20 protein-coding genes and 1 pseudogene are annotated in these 21034 nt (G+C 67.5%); 7 read left to right on the top strand and 14 right to left on the bottom strand.

Annotated features, from left to right (window positions below; all coding sequences use genetic code 11):
- Window positions 1-366: 366 nt before the first annotated feature.
- Together ACTQ49_RS00585 and ACTQ49_RS00580 are read left to right on the top strand one after the other, a co-directional pair.
- On the top strand, window positions 367-1287 hold the full coding sequence (locus ACTQ49_RS00585) for a PP2C family protein-serine/threonine phosphatase (RefSeq protein ID WP_441825897.1): 921 nt from the start codon (window positions 367-369) through the stop codon (window positions 1285-1287).
- A 10-nt stretch (window positions 1288-1297) separates the two neighbouring features.
- Window positions 1298-1522, top strand: coding sequence for a DUF3107 domain-containing protein (locus tag ACTQ49_RS00580; protein ID WP_441825896.1), 225 nt, complete (start codon window positions 1298-1300; stop codon window positions 1520-1522).
- 249 nt (window positions 1523-1771) lie between these two features.
- Here ACTQ49_RS00580 and ACTQ49_RS00575 read toward each other — a convergent pair whose 3' ends face one another.
- Window positions 1772-2449 carry a ferritin-like fold-containing protein gene (locus ACTQ49_RS00575; protein ID WP_441825895.1) on the bottom strand — a complete coding sequence of 226 codons (678 nt, stop codon included), beginning with the start codon at window positions 2447-2449 and terminating at the stop codon, window positions 1772-1774.
- 386 nt (window positions 2450-2835) lie between these two features.
- Here ACTQ49_RS00575 and ACTQ49_RS00570 point away from each other — a divergent pair, with 386 nt between their 5' ends.
- Both ACTQ49_RS00570 and ACTQ49_RS00565 read left to right on the top strand, forming a co-directional pair.
- A complete protein-coding gene (locus ACTQ49_RS00570) occupies window positions 2836-4386 on the top strand; it encodes a DEAD/DEAH box helicase (protein WP_441826041.1) in 1551 nt (516 codons plus the stop codon).
- A 157-nt stretch (window positions 4387-4543) separates the two neighbouring features.
- Window positions 4544-5350 (top strand): HpcH/HpaI aldolase family protein, encoded by an 807-nt coding sequence (locus ACTQ49_RS00565; RefSeq protein WP_441825894.1) that lies wholly within the window; start codon window positions 4544-4546, stop codon window positions 5348-5350.
- 69 nt (window positions 5351-5419) lie between these two features.
- Here ACTQ49_RS00565 and trpS read toward each other — a convergent pair whose 3' ends face one another.
- Together trpS and ACTQ49_RS00555 are read right to left on the bottom strand one after the other, a co-directional pair.
- Window positions 5420-6526: a tryptophan--tRNA ligase gene (gene trpS / locus ACTQ49_RS00560; protein WP_441826040.1), complete on the bottom strand. Its 1107-nt coding sequence runs from the start codon at window positions 6524-6526 to the stop codon at window positions 5420-5422.
- Between the two features lie 210 nt (window positions 6527-6736).
- Window positions 6737-7594, bottom strand: coding sequence for a PHP domain-containing protein (locus ACTQ49_RS00555; protein ID WP_441825893.1), 858 nt, complete (start codon window positions 7592-7594; stop codon window positions 6737-6739).
- A gap of 142 nt (window positions 7595-7736) precedes the next feature.
- Here ACTQ49_RS00555 and ACTQ49_RS00550 point away from each other — a divergent pair, with 142 nt between their 5' ends.
- Window positions 7737-8213: a DUF2505 domain-containing protein gene (locus ACTQ49_RS00550; RefSeq protein ID WP_441825892.1), complete on the top strand. Its 477-nt coding sequence runs from the start codon at window positions 7737-7739 to the stop codon at window positions 8211-8213.
- Window positions 8214-8313: 100 nt separating this feature from the next.
- Here ACTQ49_RS00550 and ACTQ49_RS00545 read toward each other — a convergent pair whose 3' ends face one another.
- Entirely contained in the window at window positions 8314-8511 is a 198-nt protein-coding gene (locus ACTQ49_RS00545) for a hypothetical protein (protein WP_441825891.1), read from the bottom strand.
- A gap of 17 nt (window positions 8512-8528) precedes the next feature.
- Window positions 8529-9032 (bottom strand): DUF6912 family protein, encoded by a 504-nt coding sequence (locus ACTQ49_RS00540; protein ID WP_441825890.1) that lies wholly within the window; start codon window positions 9030-9032, stop codon window positions 8529-8531.
- Window positions 9033-9133: 101 nt separating this feature from the next.
- On the opposite strand from ACTQ49_RS00540, the gene ACTQ49_RS00535 reads away from it, so the two are divergent.
- Complete coding sequence (locus ACTQ49_RS00535; protein ID WP_441825889.1) at window positions 9134-9622, top strand: Rv3235 family protein; 489 nt, start codon at window positions 9134-9136, stop codon at window positions 9620-9622.
- A gap of 39 nt (window positions 9623-9661) precedes the next feature.
- Here ACTQ49_RS00535 and ACTQ49_RS00530 read toward each other — a convergent pair whose 3' ends face one another.
- The 3 genes and pseudogenes from ACTQ49_RS00530 to ACTQ49_RS00520 all read right to left on the bottom strand — a co-directional run bounded on the left by ACTQ49_RS00530 (window position 9662) and on the right by ACTQ49_RS00520 (window position 13888).
- Window positions 9662-9925: an SEC-C metal-binding domain-containing protein gene (locus tag ACTQ49_RS00530; protein WP_441826039.1), complete on the bottom strand. Its 264-nt coding sequence runs from the start codon at window positions 9923-9925 to the stop codon at window positions 9662-9664.
- A gap of 69 nt (window positions 9926-9994) precedes the next feature.
- Window positions 9995-12448: pseudogene (secA, locus tag ACTQ49_RS00525) on the bottom strand (preprotein translocase subunit SecA); the annotation flags it as partial.
- A gap of 213 nt (window positions 12449-12661) precedes the next feature.
- Window positions 12662-13888 carry a winged helix-turn-helix domain-containing protein gene (locus tag ACTQ49_RS00520; RefSeq protein ID WP_441825888.1) on the bottom strand — a complete coding sequence of 409 codons (1227 nt, stop codon included), beginning with the start codon at window positions 13886-13888 and terminating at the stop codon, window positions 12662-12664.
- 100 nt (window positions 13889-13988) lie between these two features.
- Between ACTQ49_RS00520 and ACTQ49_RS00515 the strand changes: the two genes are divergently transcribed.
- A complete protein-coding gene (locus ACTQ49_RS00515; RefSeq protein ID WP_441825887.1) occupies window positions 13989-14687 on the top strand; it encodes a type 1 glutamine amidotransferase in 699 nt (232 codons plus the stop codon).
- A 67-nt stretch (window positions 14688-14754) separates the two neighbouring features.
- On the opposite strand, the gene hpf is transcribed toward ACTQ49_RS00515, so the two are convergent.
- From hpf to ACTQ49_RS00485, 6 genes are all read right to left on the bottom strand, one after another.
- Window positions 14755-15351, bottom strand: coding sequence for a ribosome hibernation-promoting factor, HPF/YfiA family (gene hpf, locus ACTQ49_RS00510; protein WP_441825886.1), 597 nt, complete (start codon window positions 15349-15351; stop codon window positions 14755-14757).
- Between the two features lie 130 nt (window positions 15352-15481).
- Window positions 15482-16078, bottom strand: a complete 597-nt coding sequence (locus ACTQ49_RS00505; RefSeq protein WP_441825885.1) for a ComF family protein — start codon at window positions 16076-16078, stop codon at window positions 15482-15484.
- 252 nt (window positions 16079-16330) lie between these two features.
- Complete coding sequence (locus tag ACTQ49_RS00500; RefSeq protein ID WP_441825884.1) at window positions 16331-18070, bottom strand: GerMN domain-containing protein; 1740 nt, start codon at window positions 18068-18070, stop codon at window positions 16331-16333.
- A complete protein-coding gene (gene mtrB / locus ACTQ49_RS00495; protein ID WP_441825883.1) occupies window positions 18067-19590 on the bottom strand; it encodes an MtrAB system histidine kinase MtrB in 1524 nt (507 codons plus the stop codon). Before mtrB ends, ACTQ49_RS00500 begins: the two co-directional genes overlap by 4 nt.
- 37 nt (window positions 19591-19627) lie before the next feature.
- Window positions 19628-20329, bottom strand: a complete 702-nt coding sequence (gene mtrA / locus ACTQ49_RS00490) for an MtrAB system response regulator MtrA (RefSeq protein ID WP_441825882.1) — start codon at window positions 20327-20329, stop codon at window positions 19628-19630.
- 86 nt (window positions 20330-20415) lie between these two features.
- Complete coding sequence (locus ACTQ49_RS00485) at window positions 20416-20976, bottom strand: YqgE/AlgH family protein (RefSeq protein ID WP_441826038.1); 561 nt, start codon at window positions 20974-20976, stop codon at window positions 20416-20418.
- Between the last annotated feature and the right edge of the window lie 58 nt (window positions 20977-21034).

Genomic DNA, 21034 nt, shown 5'->3' with positions numbered 1-21034 from the left:
CGGACAGGCGCATGCGGTTGGTCTCACCTGGGCTAGAGTGCGAGCAACGCCACCCGGGCTGCGGACCTGAGGGTCATGCGCATGAGGGTCAGCGTCGACCCAGTGGGCCCCGGAGACACGCTCTCCGGGGCCCACTCCTTCTGCGCGCTACCCACCACACGCCGCGAAACCAATCCCCCCCAGGAACCACTCCCCCCCCCCAGGAACCACTCCCCACAGGGATCCGCGAGATCGCGTCGAGCTCCTGACCATTCAGCCAGACCTTCAATCATTGATGGACCAACCACGGCGGCAGGGCACCCGCAGTGGGCTCTCGTGCCCCTCACGGACTGGCACCGGCCCCGTCTCCCGTGGTGAGATGCACCCATGACCGACCACGAGACCGGCGCTGGCGGTGGCCCCAGCCACCGGATGGCCGTTGGCACAGTCGGCCCCGGGGACTCCGCCATTCGGCTGCGCGACCACTACACCGTGGCCCCGCTGACGTGGCTGGCCGGATCCAGCGATCGTGGGCACCGGCACGAGACCAACCAGGATGCCATGGCACTGGGTGGCCGGGAGGCCGATGGCGAGCGCATCGCCATCGTCTGCATCAGCGACGGGGTCTCCACCTCGCTCGGTTCCGAGAAGTCGGCCGCCGCCGCTGCCGAGGTGGCGTGCTCCACCCTGGTGGCGATGCTGCGCTCCATGCCGAGCGCCGGGGCCGATCAGGTTGCCGCCACGATGGATGACGCCTTCGCGGCCGCGCACGACGCCGTGCTGTCCACCGCCGGCCCCGACGGACAGGCAGGCTCCTGCACGCTCATCGTCGCGACGATCTTCCGTGGCGAGCTCACAGTGGGCAACATCGGCGACTGCCGTGCCTACTGGATCGGCGACGACGGCTCGGCCCTGCTGTTGAGCGTCGATGACTCCGTGGCACAGGCCAGGATCGAGCTGGGCATGAGCCGCGAGGAGGCGGAGCAGGGCTACCAGGCGCACGCGATCACGCGGTGGCTCGGCCCTGACGCCACCGACGTCATCCCCCGTCAGAGCTCCCGTCCCATCCCGGGGGCCGGCTGGTTGCTGGTCTGCAGTGACGGGTTGTGGAACTACTGCTCATCCCCGCAGGACATGGCGACCCTGCTCCGGCGGGTGACCGGTGGCGATGACTCCACACCGGAGCGGGCATGCGAGGCGCTGGTGGAGTGGGCCAAGGAACAGGGTGGCCGCGACAACATCACGACGGCCCTGGTGCGCCTGGACCCCACGGAGCGGCTGATGGCAGCCCCTTCCCCCACCGGGTAGGTTGGACTGCGTGGAGATCAAGATTGGCGTGAACAACATTCCCCGTGAGCTGAGCATCGAGACCCAGGCCACGGCCGACGAGGTCGAGCAGGCCCTGCGCACCGCTATCACTGAGGGCGGTCTGCTCACTCTCACCGACGAGAAGGGTCGCCGTGTCGTGGTCCCGGCCGCACAAGTGGGCTACCTGGACCTTGGCAAGGAGCACAGCCGCCCGGTCGGGTTCGGCGCCGTCTGACCAAACCTGATGTAAATCAGACCTCGTGTAAATCAGACTTGGTGGAAACCGGGCCCCAGCCCTGCCCACCGGAGCCAGACCCGTCGCCAAGAACCAGACCCGTCGACAATAGCCAGACCCCTCGAGGTCCGCACCCACATCCGGTGCGGACCTCGAGCGCTTCGATCTCCCGCCGCCAGACCCTCACGTCTGTCCCAACGGCGCAACGGACCGCTGTTTCGCCACGCTCCTCCAGAGATGACGCGTGTGCTACTGGGCGAGCCCCAGGGCGATCATGCGATCGGCATGCGCAGCGGCCAGGCGGGACATCAGTTCGCTGACCTCGGCCAGGTCATCGCCACTGTTCTGGTCGTGACCGGTGATCAACGACGTGAGCCCCGGATGGCGGGCCGCGACGCGCTGGGCCTGGCTGAGGAGCTCTCCCAGCAACCGACGTGCGAAAAGCGTCAGTCGTCCCTGGTCATCAGGGTTTGCCGCCAGTGCCGCGGCGAGCATTCGGCCGGGAGCCGGTGCCAGCTCGGCATCATCGATCGACCCCGTCAGGATGGCCTGCAGCTCGGGATCCAGTCCCGGGCCGACGAGCGATGCGAAGTCCTGCACCAGCCCGCCGACGACGCACAGCTTCACCAACGCCTCGCTCCAGGTCTTCGGCTCCGTGTGCTGGTTGAACGCGTCCACGGGCGGGGCAAAAGGCGTCATCGCAGCCTGGAGATTGCTGGATCGCGTCACGAGCTCCTGCTCGAGCCGGTCCAGATGGCTGAAGCGCTGGGCCGCGATCCTGGCCAGCTGCAGCTTGTCCGCGATGGACTCGGCGGCCGCCGACGATGCGGCCGTTCGCTCGAAGGCGGCCAAGGACCCATAGGCCACCAGACCCAACAACTCGACCTCTGCCGCGCGGACGGCGGCTCCATTGCGTGCGGTGCTCACGTGGCCAATCTATCCGCAGCCCCGCCCCCACTCCGCCACTTCGTCGCGTGTCCCGCGGAGTCTCGTCCACGCCCTGCGACGAGCCGCGAATCCGGGGTTGACTGCGCCAGATCCGTCAAGCGGGTAAACTTGCGGCATTGCACGCTCCCGTGCAGTGGGCAGGATGGGCCCCGAGCCTGGAAACCGAACGCTTGCGAACGGTCACCGCCGGTTGCGGCCGCCTGCGCGATACGAGCCGGTCTGACGATCGGTCGATGAGAAAGTCATGAACGGTGACCAACGAACTGAATGCCGACGCGGAACGCGTCGATGCGCTGGTGGGCGACGACCTCGCCTCCCCCACCCCCAAGCCCGACGTCGAGACCACCTGGGATGACCTGGGCGTCATGCCGGAGATCCAGGAGGCTCTGGAACGCGTCGGAATCACACATCCCTTTCCGATCCAGAGCCTCGCCATCCCGATCGCCGTGGCCGGCACGGACCTGATGGGCCAGGCCCGCACCGGAACGGGCAAGACCCTCGCCTTCGGCATCTCGATCCTGCAGCGCAGCCTCCTCGAGGGCGACGAAGGCTACGAGGAACTGGCCATGCCGCCGGGCAAGCCCCAGGCCCTGGTGCTGTGCCCCACGCGTGAGTTGGCCCTGCAGGTGGCCAAGGACCTGGAAGTGGCCTCCACGATCCGCAAGGTCCGAGTGCTGACCGTCTACGGCGGCGTCGGCTACGAGCCCCAACTGGAGGCTCTGGAACGCGGCGTCGATGTGGTCGTCGGCACCCCGGGCCGGATCAAGGACCTCGCTGATCGAGGCGCTCTGGACCTGTCCTGGCTGCGGATGCTGGTCCTCGACGAGGCGGACGAGATGCTGGACCTGGGCTTCTTGCCCGACGTCGAACACTTGATCGCGAAGACCCCGGCCGAGCGTCAAATGCTCATGTTCTCCGCGACGATGCCCGCCGCGATCGTCGGTCTGGCCCGCGCCCACATGAACCAGCCCATCAATGTCCGGGCGGAAGGGCACGATGCCCAGGCCACCGTGCCGGACACCACCCAGTTCGTCTACCAGTCGCATGACCTGGACAAGCCCGAGATCGTCGCCCGCGTCCTGCAGGCCAACGACGTCGACAAGGTGATGGTCTTCTGCAAGACCAAGCGTGCCGCCCAGCGGCTTGCGGATGACCTGGAGGATCGCGGTTTCGCCGCTGCCAGCATCCACGGTGACCTGAACCAGTCGATGCGCGAGAAGGCACTGAAGCGTTTCCGCGCTGGCGAGGTCAAGGTCCTGGTGGCCACCGACGTCGCGGCCCGAGGCATCGACGTCACCGGCGTGAGCCATGTCATCAACAATGAGTGCCCCGAGGATGCGAAGACCTATGTGCACCGCATCGGTCGCACTGGCCGCGCCGGGGCGAAGGGCGTCGCCATCACCCTCGTGGACTGGGCCGACATCGTGCGCTGGAAGGTCATCAACAAGGCACTGGAACTCGGCTTCGACGACCCAGTGGAGACCTACTCCACCTCGCCCCACCTGTACACCGATCTGGACATCCCGGAAGGGACCAAGGGTCGCCTGCCGGGTGCCGAACCGAAGGAACGCCCCAAGCGCGACGACCGAGGCCGCACGGGTCGCGGTGGGCGCGGTGGACACACCAACGACGAGGGCACCGAACGCCCCCGCGAGCCGCGTCCGGCCCGCAACCGCAGCCGTCGTCGCCTGAAGAATGGCGAGCCGGTGGCCGAAGGCGCTGACGAGGCGCAGGTCTCGCCAAACGCGAACTCGCAGGCACCGGCGCAGTCGAACGAGTCGGGCGAAGGCGAAGGCAAGCCCCGTCGCCGCCGTCGTAGCCGCGGTCGTGGACGTGGCACCGCCGCCGCACAGACCGCCGAGCAGTCGGGCGCCCAGGAGGCCCCGGGGACCGGGACTGACGCGAGCCACGACTGACGCGAGCCAGAACTGATTCCTCACCCACCCTTGGACCTTGGCGCCCCGACCCACAGTGGTCGGGGCGCCGACGCATTCCATGGGCTCACCGGACGACGGAATCTCTCAGCGGGACAGGTGCTGTACAAGCGCGGCAGCGCGGAGCAGACTCAGGGCCATGCCACACACCCTGAAGCCGACCTTTGCCACCGTCCTCAAGACCGCCAACCGCCCCCAGGTGGGAATGTGGGTGTGTTCCGGCAGCCCGCTTGTGGCGGAGATCTGTGCCGGCAGCGGCCTCGACTGGTTGCTGATTGACATGGAGCACGCCCCCAACGGCATCGAGTCCGTCCTGGCCCAGCTGTTGGCGGTCGGCGGCTACCCGATCGAGCCGGTCGTGCGTGTTCCCGTCGGTGACACGGTCCTGATCAAGCAGGTGCTGGACCTGGGGGCCCAGGACATCCTGGTGCCAATGGTGAGCACCGCCGAGCAGGCGCAACGGATCGTCGACGCCGCCCACTACCCGCCGAGGGGCCGACGCGGGGTGGGTTCGGCGCTGGCCCGTTCAGGCCGCTGGAATCGGGTGGACGGCTACCTGGAACAGGCCTCCGAACACGTCGGCGTCCACGTGCAGATCGAGAACGCCGAGGGCGTCGAGAATGCGGCGGAAATCGCGGCCGTCGACGGGATCGACAGCATCTTCGTCGGACCCGCTGATCTTGCCGCATCCATGGGACTGCTGGGGCAACAGTCCCATCCCGATGTCATCGCCGCCGTGCAGCACACCTTCGACGTCGTGCGAGCCGCCGGCAAGCCGGTGGGCGTGAACACCTTCGAGACTCAGGAGGCCCACCAGATGCTCCGGTCCGGCATCGACTACATGCTGGTGGCCGCCGATGTCGCGATGCTGGCCCGTGGTTCGGAGAAGCTGGCGGCCGAGTTCGCAACCCGGGGTGCCGACCCGACCCGCCGCTCCTCCTACTGATTCCTGCCCATCGCTCCCGATCAGTAGCTCACCCGGACCAGGAGTTCATCTGCTCCGTAGTTCATCTGATCAGTAGTTCATCTGCATCGCCTGGCGAACCTCGGCCAGGGTCTGCTCGGCAATTGCATTGGCCTTCTCGTTTCCTGCCCGCAGGACTGCGCGCAGGTGGTCCGGATTGGCTGCCAGCTCGGCGCGTCGCTCACGAATCGGCGCGAAGTGCTCGTTGATGGCTTCAGTGGCCATCTTCTTCAGGCCGCCGCCGCCAGCGTCACCCAGCTCGTCGGCGATCTGGACGGGGTCGCCACCGGTGGCCAGCGCCGTGAGCATGACCAGATTGCTCACCTCGGGACGGTTGGCGGGGTCGTAGGTGATGTGCCGGTCGGAATCGGTCTTGGCGCGCTTGATGAGCTTGGCCGTCTCGTCGGCCGTCATGCCGATCTCGATGGTGTTTCCCTTGCTCTTGCTCATCTTGGTGCCATCCAGGCCCAGAATGGCCGGCGCAGGGCTCATCAGGGCGTCTGCCTGCGGGAAGACCGGCTGGTCTGCATCGGCGCGGCCATAGCGCTCGTCGAAACGACGCGCGATCACCCGGGTGATCTCGATGTGGGGCAGCTGGTCCTTGCCCACGGGCACCAGATTGGCCTTGCAGAACAGGATGTCGGCGGCCTGGTGCACGGGGAAGGTCAGCATCAGCCCGCTCATCGGCCGGTGCGGGTTGTTCGCCATCTCATCCTTGACCGTCGGGTTGCGGTGCAACTCCGGAACCGTCACGAGGCTCAGGAAGGGCAACATCAGTTGGTTCAGGGCGGTCACCGACGAGTGGGTGAAGATCGTCGACCGCTCCGGATCCATTCCACAGGCGAGGTAGTCCGCCATGCCGTTGAGGACATTCTCCTGCAGGGTGCCCACGCCGTCGCGGTCATAGATCACCTGGTAGTCGGCGATGATCAGCATCGTCTCGACACCCAGGTTCTGCAACCGCACGCGGTTGCTCAGAGAGCCGAAGTAGTGTCCAATGTGCAGCTTTCCGGTGGGGCGATCACCGGTGAGGATGCGGTACTTGCCCGGATGGGTGACGATCTCCGCCTCGATCTGACGGCTTCGCTCCAGGGAGTGCTGCAGGGACGCGTCGGTGATCTCCTCCGACAAGGTCTCCTCGGCCGGTTCCGGCTCCATCTCGTGCTGCTTATCGCTCATGACATCCCTCTCGTCGTGCCGGCCGGCTCCCCACGGACGCACACAAGGGCCGCCGAAGCCGGCGACCCTTGTGTGTTCACATGATCTGTGCTGCTGATCAGTGCATCGGACGGCCGCCGCGGGACGGCCACCAGCAGGTGCGTGTGATCAACATGCGCCCAGCCTAGCGCAGCGCTGGCGCCCCGTCGGTCAGAGCGGGACGAGGCCGCCACGCAGGCGAATGCGCCGGATCAACTCCCGGAAGGCCGTGTCGCGGGTGTCCTCGCCGCCCAGCGGATTGTTGCGCTTGCCGTCGCCGTGGTAGTCGGACGAGCCAGTGCGGATCAGGCCCAGACGACCTCCCAGGGCGAACAACAGCTCACGCTGGCGCTCGTCGTGGTCGGGGTGGTCCACCTCGATGCCCTCCAGGCCGTGCTGGGTCATCAGACGTTCGATCACCTCGGCCGTCAGCAGGGACTCGTTGCCACGAGCCCACGGATGGGCCAGCACGGCGATGCCCTTGGCCTCATGGATCAGTTCGATCGCGGCACCGAGCTCGCAGGCGTAGCGGGGAACGTAGCCCGGCTTGTCCTCGGCCAGCCACTGGTCGAAGGCCTCGTCACGGTTCGCCACGTGTCCCTTGGCCACCAGGGTGTCCGCCACGTGGGGGCGACCGATCGACGGCGATGCTCCCGCGGTGGAGATGATGTCGTCGACGGTGATGGGCATCCCCAGCTCCGTCATGCGCTCGGCGAAGGCCTTCAGGCGTCCGGTGCGGGCGACGCGAATCTTCGCGAGCTCGGCCACGAGCGGGCGATGGAAGGGGTCGCAGCCATAGCCGAGCAGGTGCACCGAGCGGCCCTCGAACTGGGTGGACATCTCGATGCCGCACAGCACCTTGACGCCAATGCGCTTGCCTGCCTCGACCGCCTCGGGGATGCCGTCGAAGGTGTCGTGGTCGGTCAGTGCGATGACGTCCAGCCCCACCTCCTGGGCCTTGAGGACGAGCCGGGTGGGAGTGTCGGTGCCATCCGAGACAACCGAGTGAGTGTGGAGATCGATCCGCATGAACCCCATCATGCCCGACGTACTGGTGCCGCGCCACGAAAGCGGCAAGCTTGTGAGACCCGCGTGAGTCTCTTCACACCTGCGGGCTGCCTTCCCGTACCTGGCGCTCGTGGGATGGCCGTGATCACGTCACAATGGGGGCATGGACATCAACTCTCGCCTCGAGTTCGCGGCCGACCCGAAGACCGTTCACCAGATGATGACGAACAAGCAGTGGCTGGAGGAGCTGGTCAGCCGGACCGATGCCACCAGCCACACCATCGACATCGCGGGAGACACCACCCGGATCCAGATGGCACTTCCCGCGCCGCAGGACCTGGCCCGCTTCGCCGGAAGCGCCCTCAAGCTTAACCAGACCATCCAGTGGGGCGACGCAGCCGCGGACGGTTCCCGTGAGGGCAGCCTGGTCATCGAGGTTCCGGGCATGCCGGTGCACATGAACGGACGTGCGCGTCTGTATCCGGGCGGCAAGGGCACCGTCGTGGACTACACCGGCGACCTCACGGTCAACATCCCGTTCATGGGCAAGAAGATCGAACAGCAGGCCGCCCCGTACGTGAAGGACGCCATCGACGCCCAGCAGTCCGCGGGCGACGACTGGCTGGCGGCTCACAGCTGAGCCAGCCCGTCCACCCCGACCGGACGGGGTGGACGGTTTGACCTGGGTGACGTAGTGCCCAGTGGGTGTGACGTAGTGCCCAGTGGGCGTGACGTAGTGCTCAGTCGACCTCGACGAAGACGTCCTCGCCCACCAGCGCCTTCACCTGGTCGACGGTGGCGGGGGTCGCGACGACGAAGTCAATGTCCTCGTCGTCGTCCTCACCGGCAAATCGTTCCTTGACCAGCGCCACTTCGTGGCCCGCGGCGTCGATCGCCTCGGCCGCCTTGATGGCCTCGTCCTCATCCTCGAAGTGCATCCTGGACACCATCGCGATCAACCCTTTCCTGTCGTCTCGTCGTCTGCCTCGAGGAGCTGCGGCAGTTCCTCGACCCCGTGCCAGAGCAGGTCTGCCCGCTGCACGAGTTCCTGCACGGCGTCGGTCTCCCACGCATCGTCCAGGCTGAGGCCCCGGGCTGCCGCCACGGCCTGCTGCAGCAGCGGTTGACCATCCTCATCGGCGAAGTAGCTCTGCACCTGCCGCAGGCCCACGCCCGTGACCGTGATGCCGCCGTTGTGGGCTTCGGCGCCGGGCTGCACCTGGGCCGCCCGCACCTGCGCCGCCAGCACCACGCGCATGCCTTGGTGGGCCAGTCCCCACACCGAGGCAAGCACCATGCAGCCGAACTCGGCTTCCTCGTCATCTCCGGCGTCGAGGTCCAGGGCTTCCAGCAGGGCTGCGTTGACCATGAAGGCCTGGGCGTCCGGCACCTGGCCGTCACGACACAGCTGCCGCACCTGTTCGAGGCCCACGGGGATGAGGGCGAGGATTGTGCTCATGTGCCCAATCTAGCGGGCACGGCAGTGGTGCAGCGGGACCCTCATCCACAGATCTCACGCGATCCCTTCCCACTGCGGCGCGGTCGCACCACGCTGGCAGCATGAGACCACACGAACTCACCATCCACGGTCAGCGACTGCGCCTGAACGCACCTCTTCTGCATCCCACTCCCCTTCCGGATGGAGGCCAGCCGGGGCTGCCCCTGGAAGAGGTTCAGGACCAGGCAGCAGCGCAGGACGACGCTCGTCCGGCCTCCGATGATGCGCGACGCCTGGTGGCCGGCCTGGGCCGGGCTCTGTTGGAGGTGCTGCAGGGCCGACGCAACAGCGACCAGGCAGCCCACTGGATGAGCGAGGACTGCCTGCACATGCTCCGGGCCTGGAGCCGGCAGCACCGGTGGGCTGCTGCCCGGATCACCGGTGTGCGCAGCTGCCGGGTGGACCTCAGAATCATCGAGGGAACGGTGCTGCTGACGCAGGAGGACAGTCAAGGGGCGCTGATGCTCCGCGTGGAGCATGCCTACGGCCGGTGGCGCGTCACCGTCTTCGAAGTGTTGCGTCCACCGGCACTCACGGCTGGGGCGGCCTGACCGAACGTGGGCTCGGGCAGGCCGTGGACTCCCCGCGCGTCAGCGTGCCTTGCCTCCGTGGCACATCTTGAACTTCTTGCCCGAGCCACAGGGACAGGCCTCGTTGCGCCCGACATTGGCGTACTCGTCCTCGGCAGGCGTCTCGCGCCGGGCCTCGGCCTCGCCCTGCTCGTCGGGAGCGGAGTAGGTGAGATTCTGCGGCTGGCGACGCTCCCCCAGCCCCTTGGCCTCGATCCGCGGTGCGCCGATCGCACCACCCTGCGGCGCTGACTGTGCCTCGACGCCTCCCAGCAGGCTGTCCACATCCACGGCCTGGCCATCACTGCCGGTGACCAGCCCCACCTGCGGGCTGTCGTTCACCTGCACCTCCAGGTTGAACAGGAAGCCGACGACCTCCTCCATGAAGGCTTCCATCATGGCGTTGAACATGGTGCCGCCCTCACGCTGGTATTCCACCAGCGGGTCGCGCTGCGCCATGGCGCGCAGGCCGATGCCCTCGCGCAGGTAGTCCATCTCGTAGAGGTGCTCGCGCCACTTCCGGTCGAGGACCGTCAGGAGCACCTGGCGCTCCAGTTCGCGCATGTTGTCCGCGCCCAGAGCCTCCTCGCGCTCGTCGTAGGCGCCCATGGCGTCCTCCACGAAGGCGTCGACGATGGTCTGTTGGTCCTGCTCGTCGGCCCATTCCTCTTGTACCAAGGCCACCGGGTAGAGGGTCCGCATCTCCGTCCACAGTGCCGCCAGATCCCAGTCCTCGTGGAAGCCCTGCGTGCGGGAGCGCACCAGTGCCTCGACCACGCGCTGGGTGGTGTCGCGCAGCTGCTGCTCCACATCCGCGCCCTCGAGCACCTTGCGCCGATCGGCGTAGATGGCGTGGCGCTGGCGGTTCATCACGTCGTCGTACTTCAGGACGTTCTTGCGGATCTCGAAGTTCTGGGCCTCCACCTGCTTCTGGGCGCTCTCGATCGAGTTGCTGAGCCACTTGTGCTCGATCGGCTGGTCATCCGGCACCTTGAGCGAGACCATGGCGCGCTCCACGACGTCGGCCTTGAACAGGCGCATCAGGTCGTCGCCCAGGCTCAGGTAGAAGCGGGACTCGCCGGGGTCTCCCTGTCGGCCCGAGCGGCCTCGCAACTGGTTGTCGATGCGTCGGGACTCATGCCGCTCCGAGGCCACGACGTAGAGCCCACCAGCCCCGGCCACTTCCTCGTGTTCGGTCTGCACCTGCTCCTCGATCGCGGACAGCGTCTCCGGCCAGGCCGCCTCGTACTCCTGCGGGGTCTCCACCGGATCCAGGCCCTTGTTGCGCAGCACCTGGTCGGCCAGGAACTCGGCATTGCCACCCAGCATGATGTCGGTGCCTCGACCCGCCATGTTGGTGGCCACGGTGACGGCCCCCTTGCGTCCGGCGAGCGCCACCACCGCGGCTTCGCGCTCGTGGTGCTTGGCGTTGAGCACCTCGTGCGGCACATTGGCCTGGGTCAACAGCTGCGAGATGATCTCGCTCTTGGCCACGCTCGCCGTACCGATCAGGACAGGCTGGCCCTTGGCGTGCCGCTCTGCGACGTCCTTCACGATGGCCTCGAACTTGGCCTGCTCGGTGCGGTAGATGAGGTCCTTCTGGTCGATGCGCTGCATCGGCTTGTTGGTGGGGATGACGACGACACCCAGACCGTAGATCTTCTGTAACTCGCTCTCCTCCGTCTTGGCGGTGCCCGTCATGCCGGAGAGCTTCTCGTACATACGGAAGAAGTTCTGCAGCGTGATCGTGGCGAGCGTCTGGTACTCGTCCTTGATCTCGACGCCCTCCTTCGCCTCCAGCGCCTGGTGCAGGCCCTCGTTGTAGCGGCGCCCGATGAGGGTACGGCCGGTGTGCTCGTCGACGATGAGCACCTCGCCGTCCATGATCACGTAGTCCTTGTCACGCTTGAACAATTCCTTGGCCTTGATGGAGTTGTTCAAGTAGCCGATCAGCGGGGTGTTGGCGCTCTCATACAGGTTCTCGATGCCCAGACGGTCCTCCACCTTCTCGATGCCCGAGCCCAGGACGGCGATGGTCTTCTTCTTCTCGTCCACCTCGTAGTCGACGTCGCGCTCCAGCTTCTGGGCGAGCTTGGCGAATTCCGGATACCACTGGTGGTTGTCCTCGGCGGGACCGGAGATGATCAGCGGGGTTCGGGCCTCGTCCACCAAGATCGAGTCCACCTCGTCGACGATGGCGAAGTAGTGTCCACGCTGCACGCAGTCCTCGAGGCTCAACGCCATGTTGTCGCGCAGGTAGTCGAAGCCGAATTCGTTGTTGGTGCCGTAGGTGATGTCACAGGCATAGGCGGCGCGACGTTCGGCCGGGTCCATGTTGGCCAGGATGACACCGACGCTCAGGCCGAGGAAGTGGTGCACGCGGCCCATCTGCTCGCTCTGGTAGCGCGCCAGGTAGTCGTTGACCGTGACCACGTGAACGCCCTTGCCCGTGAGCGCATTGAGGTAGGCCGGCATCAGGGCGACGATGGTCTTGCCCTCACCGGTCTTCATCTCCGCGATGTTGCACAGGTGCAGCGCCGCGCCACCCATCATCTGCACGTCATAGGGACGCTTGCCGAGCACGCGCTTGGTGGCCTCGCGCACGACGGCGAAGGCTTCCGGCATCAGGTCGTCGAGGCTTTCACCGTCGGCCAGCCGCTGCTTGAACAGTTGGGTCTGTCCGCGCAGCTCGTCATCGGACATGGAGACGAAGTCGTCCTCGATGCTGTTCACCTGGTCGGCGATCTTGGCCAGCTTCTTCAGCGTGCGGCCTTCGCCAACGCTCAGCAGGCGGTCCATGAAGCCCATGTGGTCGATTCCTTAAGCCGTTACTCGTTGGCGCAGTGCGCCCTGTGTTTCGTGCAGGTCTTGCGTGCCGGTCCGTCGCGGCAGCCCCCCACGGAGCGGCCGAACCCACCCCATCCTAGGGGGCTCCGGGCAATCCGACACCGGCAACGCCGCGGCAGCAGGCAAATCACAGCCAGCAGCGCGGAACTCTCGATGTCCTCGCCGTCACGGCGGTCAGGTCCGCCTCTGCACCTCCGCGGCCAGGGCGTCGGCCAGGTCCCCCGCATCGTCCACGACGACCGCGCCCAGACCCAACCAGCGGGCCAGGAGCTCGAGCTCGTCGGCGAGCTGGTTCGTCACGACGTCCACCGGATGGCTGGTGCCCTCCTCCAACCAACTCGACTTGACCCTCAGCACGCTCGCAGCCCGGTCCGCCTTGAGGTCCACCCGTGCGGCGAACTCCTCCCCCACCAGGAAGGGGTGCACGTAGTAGCCATGGCGCCGGCGCGCCTGCGGGACGTAGATCTCGATCCGGTAGTCCAGGCCGAACAGGGACAGCGCGCGGGAGCGTTCGAAGATGAGCGGGTCGAACGGGCTGATCAGGGCCCGCGCATGGATCCGACGGGGAATGCGGGGCTGGCCGTCGCCCGTCCACAGCCATGCGCGGGTCGACCACCCGGCGACCGTGACCGGCTCCATCTCACCGAGCTCCTCCAGAGTGGCGATGGCCCGCCTCGTCTCCGCACGGCCCAGCCTGAAGTAGTCGGCAAGACAGCGCTCGCTGGCCACTCCCAGTGCACGCGCCGCACGGCGGACCAAGACCACGTGCGCCTCTTGGGAGGACGGGGTGGGAGTCTGGAGAACTGCCGGTGGGAGCACCCGCTCGGGCAGGTCGTACTCACGCTCGAAGGAGGCATTTCGTCGGGCAGCGGTCACCTCACCGCACCAGAAGAGCCATTCGAGGGCTCGCTTCGTGTCCGACCAGTTCCATCCCCAGTGGTCACGTTGTCTCGCGCGTGGTGCCTCCAGCTGGCGCGCCGTCACCGGCCCCCGCTCGGCAACCTCCCGACGAACCCGCGCCACCAGATCTGGTTGCTCCTGGGCAATGCGACGCATCCCGCCCCAGGCTTCGTCCCGGGCCCGGGCCATCCGGAATCGCAGCGCCGGCTCCAGCCGCACGTCCACCATGCTGGCGGCATGCCCCCAGTACTCGAAGAGGCGACGTGGGGCCTGTCCCGCGGCACGGTCCAGCAGTGCCGTGTCGTAGGCGCCCAGCCGGCTGTACAACGGCAGCTGATGCGCCCTGGCCAGCACATTGATGCTGTCCACCTGGAACTGGGCGAGCCGGTCAATCTGCCCCTGGACGTCACGCATCGTGATGGGTCGCTGGGGACGGGGTCGGCCGAATCCCTGGGCCGCGAGCGCCACCCGCCGTGCGCTGGCGAGACTCAGTTCACGCATGGTCAGAGACTAGCGTCGAGCTCTGACACCGACCCGCGGAGACGGTGTCCGACCTGCCGTGCTGGGCGGGACGATCCGCCCCCGCCAGTAGGCTCGACGCATGGCGAAAAAACCCCGCATCACCGTCCTGCAGCCGGAGGCCGACGTTCCGCTCGAGCGCTTCGACACGTGGCTGCGTGAAGGAGTCCGGATCACCCTGATTGATCTGGCGACCAAGGACGTCCCCAATCTGGAGACCATCGGCGACGGGCTGGTGGTTCTGGGGGGCCGGATGAGCGTGGAGGCAGACCTGCGATGGATCGGCCAGGTGGAGGACCTGATGGCCGACGCGCAGGCAATCGATCTTCCGGTGCTCGGCATCTGTCTGGGTCACCAGCTGCTGGCCCGCGCCTTGGGTGGCACGGTGCTGGTCGGTGATCCACGCGGCGCCGAGGAAGGCCCGGTGGTCCTCGAGTGGCTCCCGGCCAGCCGCGAGGATCCCGTTCTGGCCGAGGCGGCTCGCCTGGCCGCACCCGTGCCGATGAGCCACCATGACACCGTCGACCAGTTGCCCGCCGGAGCCGTGGAATTGGCCCGCAGTGCCACCCACCCGAACCAGGCCTTCCGCCTGGGCTCGGCGCTGGGCGTGCAGTTCCATCCCGAGGCCAGCCCCGAGCTCATGCAGTACTGGTGGGCCCAGGAGCACCGAAGCCGCGCCACGACGATGCTCGACCGGATGCGCGCCGTGGACCACGCGGTGGAGCCCGCAGCCCGCAGCATTGCCCTGGGCTTCGCGCAGCAGGTGGTGGAGAACGCCTGAGCAGGTTCCCCCTGACGGATGCAGGCCCGTCGCCTCTGGTGCTGGGGCGACGGGCCTCGTCGTGGGGTCAGGACTGGTTCAGGTGGATGACACCGTAGTCATAGCCCTTGCGCCGGTAGACCACGCTGGGGCGGCCAGATTCCTCGTCGACGTAGAGGAAGAAGTCGTGCCCCACGAGTTCCATCTCGTCGAGTGCCTGGGCCAGGCTCAGCGGAGTGGACGTGAACTCCTTCTCCCGCACCACCAGCGGCCCTTCACCCGTCACCTGCAGACCTGCGACATTCTTGGTCTCGGGGCCGGGGTCGACTGTCTCGGGCGAGGGATCGATCACGCTGACCACGTGGTGCGGACGCAGGCCACGGTGGTTCTTGCGACGGTCGCTGGCCTTGCGCAGCTGCGTCTTCAACTTGTCCATGGCCTTCTCGAAGGCAACCATCTTGTCCTCCGCGTACGCCTCGGCGCGCACAACCGGACCCTTGCTGCGCAGCGTGATCTCGCACAGCATGTTGTCGTTGGGATTGCCCTTGGACTCCACATTGGTGAACTCCACTTCGGTCCGAATCACTCGATCCCTGAGTTTCTCCACGCTGGCCAGGCGTTCGGCGACCTGTTCGCGCACGGCGTCGCTGATCGTGCAGTGGCGTCCGGTGACAACAATGTCCATGGTGATCCTCCTTGATCGGTGACCCACCAGTGATGGGCCTCAGCAATGAGCACGGCACGACCCACAAGGCTCCCGAAGAATGACCCCCGAGAATCCTGCATGTCGTGCCATGTCCATACGTTACCGCTTATCAGAGGCAATCCAAGGGAACTTGGACAATTTCACAGGGTGGTTTTCCACACTGCTGTCCGCCTCTGCTCGGATGGGCCACCACGGCCCCTCCGAGCACCCTCCAGCCGGCCTCGTCCAGGGCTCGAAAGGCCTCGGCGAGACTCGATCCGGTGGTGCAGATGTCGTCCACGACGACCGCGCTGGCCCCGCGCGGCGCCGTCCTGGCACGCATGGACCCGGCCTGGTTGCGGATCCTTGCGCCGCGCCCCAGCGTCGATTGGTCGGCCACCGAACCCACCCGACGGAGAACCGCCCTGGCACGCACGCGCACGGAGTGCGGTCCTTGGCCCAGGTTCCTGGCGGCTCGACGTGCCAGTGCCATCGCATGGTCATAGCCCCGCGCCCTGACCTGTCGTGGCGACGACGGGACGGGGACCAGACAGATCGGCCCCTCGCCGCCCACGAAGCCCGGTGCCTGCGGCCCGTCGTCCAGGACCAACCGCACGGCACGGGCCAGTTGGGTGGACAGGACACCGGACAGCCCCCAGGCGCCACGATCCTTGTGCGCACTCAGCACACTGCGCAGGGGTTCACGGTAGTCGCCCGCAGCAGCCACCCAGCCTTCCAGGTCGGGAAAGCCTCCCAGGTCATCGGCCCACCAAGGATCCCGATCCAGAAGCTCTCGGCAGGAAGGGCACAGGGTCAGTCCGGGCGCGCCGCAGCCTGGGCAACACGCCCCGAGCAAGAGGTCCGCCAGCTCGTCCATCACGCGCCCAGCATCCCTCCCCAACGGTGCCGGGCGGCAGTCGCCGCTGGTCCGCTGTGGACAACTCCTCGGATGGTCCCGTGCTGTGGACGCCGCCTGGCGTCAGGAGGGCACGGCCAGCCACGAGACGCGGCCGGGCAGGCTCTGCCAGCGCCAGGCGGACTGGTAGCGCAGCACCTGCCCCTCTGCCGAGCGCAGCAGGGCCACCGCCCCGTCATCCTGGGGCCTGGTGTCCAACTGCACCAGGTCCAACTCACCCGCGGGTCCCACATCCTCGACGTGGGACCCGTCGGAGCCCACCAAGTACGCGCTCGTCGGCGAATCGTCGCCCTGTGAGGCCAGCACCATCAACTGTTCCGCGCCGGTCCAGCCCACGTCCTTGACCTCTTCCAGCCGGATCTGGCCCTGCTGCAGGGGCAGGATCCGCAGACCGTCCACCGTGCCAGCCCGAATGCGCAGGAGACCCAGCGAGGTCTGCTGGCCCCGGCGCAGCACAACGGCAAGACGGGTCTGTTCCGGAGAGACCGCGAAGGCCACCAAGGTGGAACCGGACAGCTCCGGGATCGCCACCCGCTTGAGCCTGGTGGCGCCGTCCGAGCTGCGCCACAGAGCCGATGCGGCGTCCCCTCCCGTACTGGCCCACACCGTCCCGGAACTGGTCACCACTGGATTCTCGACCTTCTTGGCCACCAGGCGCAGGGCCAGCTCGTCGCGTCCCAGGCGGGTGCTGTGCAACTGCGTGCCCTCCTGGTTGACGACCGCGATCACCGAACTGCTCGACGAGACGGCGAGGCTACCGGCCCTTCCGCCCCAGCCCCGGGTTCCCAGCACACCGCCCAACGGAGAGAAGGAACCCTGCTCGTCAAGCCTGCCCACAGCCCCGTCCACCACGGCGAAGGGCTGCTCGTTGGCATCGATCGGAACCGGTGGGAGCCCGGGCAGGTCCTCCAGCATCACCGGGGCACTGAGTCCGTGAGACTGGGTGCCCCACTGCCGACTGTCCACCACCACGCGCAGGCCTCGCAGCTCCGGGAAGGCACGCAGTGTCCAGCCCAGCTGGGCCAGCAACTGGGTGCGCCGAGGATCCGGCAGGCTGCCCAGACGCCCCTCCAGTGGGATGGTCGCGATGCCATCGATGACCGTCACCCCCGGCTCGGCCAGCCGAGTGCCGTTCGGTACCGCCGTGTCGACCGCCGGTGCCATCCATTCCGACGGGCCTGCCAACAACGCTCGCACGGCTTCAGCAGGCCCCGCGGGATTGCGGGCCAACCACACCCTTTCCGGAACCAGGGTGCTGCTCCCGGGGACGAAGAACCACACGGGCGTCGGCGTGAAGCGATGCAGGAGGGTGTAGTGGCTGACGAGCAGTCCCGACGGTGGATTGCTGATCCGCCACTGGCCCGCCACCTGTTCCATGGTGAAGTCCTGCCGCAGGATCCGTCCGGTCTCCGCTCGATAGTGCCCCTGGGCGTCGAGACTGCCCACCACCCGTGCCTGGATACCGGCCTTGGTGCTGCCCGGCAGACTGCTACGCGTGTCACCGTCGAAGACGGTGACGCCCGTCGACGGGTCCCAGCGTCGGGCCGCAGCCGGGGTGAGGTACTGCCGAGCGACGGTGAAACCCGGCTCCAGCGAGGCCATTGCGTCCAGATAGCCGGCCAGCACCGCATCCGGCGAGGCATCCCGCTGGGGAGGCACCGGATGCACATCCACACCACCCTCCAGCGGCGCCTGTACCGGCGGGTTGACCCGCTCGACGGGCCCAGAGGAGGGCACGGTGGAACAGGCGCTGACGGCCAGCACGGCGACCAGCAGGAGAGCTGGCTGACGTCGACGAGTCATCGGGCCTCCTCGACGGGCACGACTGGCAGCGGGTTCGATGCTGCCGACGCGCCCGACGTGCGAGGCACCACCAGATGGAACTGGGCTCCCCTGCCCGGCGAACCCCACGCGGCCAGCCGACCACCGTGCAGCGTTGCATCCTCGAGTGCGATCGCCAGCCCCAGTCCGGTGCCGCCCACCTGGCGGGTGCGGCTGGGGTCGGCTCGCCAGAAGCGGTGGAAGACCTGCTCCGCCAGCTCGGGCGAGAAACCCACTCCGTGGTCGCGCACCGTGAGGGCCACCACCGAGCCGTCCATCGCCAGCCGCAGCTCGATCGGCTTGCCCTCCGAGTGCTCAATGGCATTCGTCAACAGGTTGCGCAGGATTCGCGTGATCCGACGGGAGTCCACCTCGGCCAGCGCGGTCGGTGGGTGCTCGAAGCTGACGGAGCAGCCGTGCGACTCGGCCAGTGCCCGCTGCGCGTCGATCTCGCGTTCCACCAGGGGGACCAGGTCTGTCTCCTCCACTGCCAGCACGGCCGCCCCGGCGTCGAAGCGGCTGATCTCCAGCAGGTCCGCCAGCAAGGACTCGAAACGCTCCAGCTCATGGTGCAGCAATTCCGTGGAGCGGGCGGCGAAGGGCTGCATCTCGTCGCGTGAGTCATGCAGCAGGTCTGCGGCCATCCGCACGGTGGTGAGCGGCGTGCGGAGCTCGTGCGAGACGTCCTGCACGAACCGTTGCTGCACCCGGGAGAGATCTTCCAGCTGGCCGATCTGGCTGGTGAGCTCGGCCGCCATGTTGTTGACCGAGGTGCCCAGGCTGGCCAGGTCATCGGTTCCGCGCACCTGGATGCGCTGGTCGAAATTCCCCGCAGCGATGCGCGAGGCAGCGACGGAGGCCTCCCGGACCGAGCGCACGACGTGGCGCGCCACCAGCCAGGCAATCAGCCCCAGAAGTGAGAGCAGCAAAAGACTCGTCGACGCGATGGCGCCCCGCAGCAGGCTGAGGGTACGGACCTCGTTGCTCTGCGGGAAGATGAAGTAGATGGGATAGCGCTCCGTGCTGGATGGTGCCTGAAGCGTGGCCCCGATCGCCAGTCCGGGCTCATCCGCCCGGGTGGGGTCGGTCCAGTCGACCGTGGTGGGCGTGACGTACATGCCGTCATTGCCGGTCACGGCCTCCACCAGGGAGTCCGGCACGCTGTGCTCGAAGATCGCCGGTGAGACGAAGCGCGAGACCGGACCCTGGATCACGACCTGGTACTGGCCAGGCTGGGCACCCGCCTCGTCGGCGAGCTGGTTGAGTCTTTCGTAGAGCGACGCGGTACGCAGATCGCTGGTGCGCAGCTGGGTCTGCATTCGTTCCACCGCGCTCGACGCCTCCGCCACGGCGCTGCGCTTCTTCCCGTCGAGCACCCCGCCGCTGGCCTGGCGCATCAGCAACAGACCGCCGAGCGCGAGCACCACCACGGAACCGGTGATCGTCAGGGCAATCACGCGCAGCGGCAGTGAGGACCACCACCACCGGGAGAGCCGGCCCATGACGGGTTGACCTTCATTCACTGCAGATGGCCGGCAGTCACTTCGGATGGCCGGCACGGTAACCGACGCCTCGCACCGTCACGACGATCTGGGGATGCTCCGGATCACGCTCCACCTTGGCCCGCAGGCGCTGTACGTGCACATTGACCAGACGTGTGTCACTGGCATTGCGGTAGCCCCAGACCTCCTCCAGGAGGGTCTCCCGGCTGAAGACCTGCCGGGGCTTGCGGGCCAGTGCCAGCAGCAGGTCGAATTCGAGCGGGGTGAGCTGGATCAGCTGGTCTCCTCGGGAGACCTCGTGACTCGATGGGCTGATGCTGAGGTCACCGATCTGGATCCGATCGATCCCGGCTCCTTCGGGCATGCGCCGCAACCGGGTTCGGATGCGTGCCACCAGTTCCTTGGCCTTGAACGGCTTGCTGACGTAGTCATCGGCCCCCGCCTCCAGTCCGGTGACGATGTCGACGGTGTCGCTCTTCGCGGTCAGCATGACGATGGGGACGCCGGACTCGGCGCGGATCTCGCGACAGATCTCCACCCCGTCGCGTCCCGGCAGCATCAGGTCGAGCAGCACCAGGTCCGGCGAGTGTTCGCGGAAGGCAGCCAGAGCCTTGTCGCCCGTGGCGCACCAGCTCGTCTCGAAACCCTCGTTCTGCAGCACCATCTGGAGCATCTCCGCCAGCGCCACGTCGTCGTCGACAACGAGGATCCGCGGCGTCGTATGACTGCTCTCGACCATGGTCCCTCCCCCCGACCGCACCATCCACCGGGCAGGTCGTCAGCCGCCATCGTAACGGTTTGGTAAAGCAGCTCGACCGCCTGACCTCAGTTGAGCGCGGGATCTTCAGTCCATGTGGAGAATGTGGCCAGCTCGCCGCCCTGACGACGCAGGACGCGCCGCCACAGGTCGTGCGGACGCACGCCGAAGACGTCCTCGTCGCGCACGGGAACGCGGTGCCAGTCTCCGCGCACCAGTTCAGTCTCCAGCTGGCCGGGAGCCCAACCGCAGTATCCGGCGAAGATTCGCAGGTCCGCATACGCTCCCCGGACCAGCTCGACGGGTGTGTCCAGATGCAGCAGCCCCAGGTCTTGGTGCACGCGTCGCCACCCGGGTGGATCCTCTCGGGGGTCGGCCGGCTTGGCGACGCAGACCGCACCGCCGGGCGAGACCGGCCCGCCCTCGAAGAGCTCCTGGGGCGGGCAGACGAGTTCCTGCCACTGCGGGAGGACCTCCTCGAGGCTGGTGCTGGACAGCCGGTTGAGGACCACCCCAAGGGCACCCGACTCGTCGCTGTCGAGCAGGAGGACCACGGCCTGGTGCCAGTCGTCGTCCATCGCTCCTGCACGCGCCACCAGAAGTTCGCCGGCACGGGGGCGGTTGGGCATCCTCACCACTCCAGTCTTGCATGCAGTTCAGCAGCAATCAGGGCGCCGGGCACCCACA

Source organism: Luteococcus sp. Sow4_B9 (assembly GCF_052116585.1).
Taxonomy (GTDB): Bacteria; Actinomycetota; Actinomycetes; order Propionibacteriales; family Propionibacteriaceae; genus Luteococcus.
This window is presented reverse-complemented; position numbering and strand designations above follow the sequence as displayed.